The following is a 359-nucleotide window of genomic DNA, read 5'->3' as shown; positions in this document are numbered from 1 at the left end:
ATGGAGCGATGAGTTTACCCACTGCGCTCGCAGCGGCCGCGAACTGAATCAACTGCTCGACGGTCTCAACATCTGGAGCCAAAAGCCCCACCAATCTATCCAATTTGACTCGATAACCTGATCTGGAGTTGTCGTAAAATAGCGGCCATGACTAACGTGACCGCAGAACAACTCCCAGGCAATCCAGAAGCGTTGAAGGCACTTCTGCGTCAGCAATCAGAACAGCTGGAACACAAGCAACAGCGCATTCGCCTGCTCGAAGAGCAGATCCTGTTACTGCGTAATAAGCAGTTCAGCAGCAGCAGTGAGAAGGCGGATTCTGCTCAGCTTGAATTCTTCAATGAAGCGGAAACTGCCGC

Annotated in this window: 1 protein-coding gene; it reads left to right on the top strand. The window is 51.8% G+C overall.

The features are described 5' to 3' along the window. Nucleotides 1-147 precede the first annotated feature (147 nt). Nucleotides 148-359: transposase (locus Q5Y71_RS17320; protein WP_306043312.1), on the top strand; the 212-nt coding region annotated here is incomplete at its 3' end.

Origin of the sequence: Microbulbifer sp. 2205BS26-8 (assembly GCF_030731025.1) — a bacterium.
GTDB classification, from domain to species: domain Bacteria; phylum Pseudomonadota; class Gammaproteobacteria; order Pseudomonadales; family Cellvibrionaceae; genus Microbulbifer; species Microbulbifer spongiae.
This window is presented reverse-complemented; position numbering and strand designations above follow the sequence as displayed.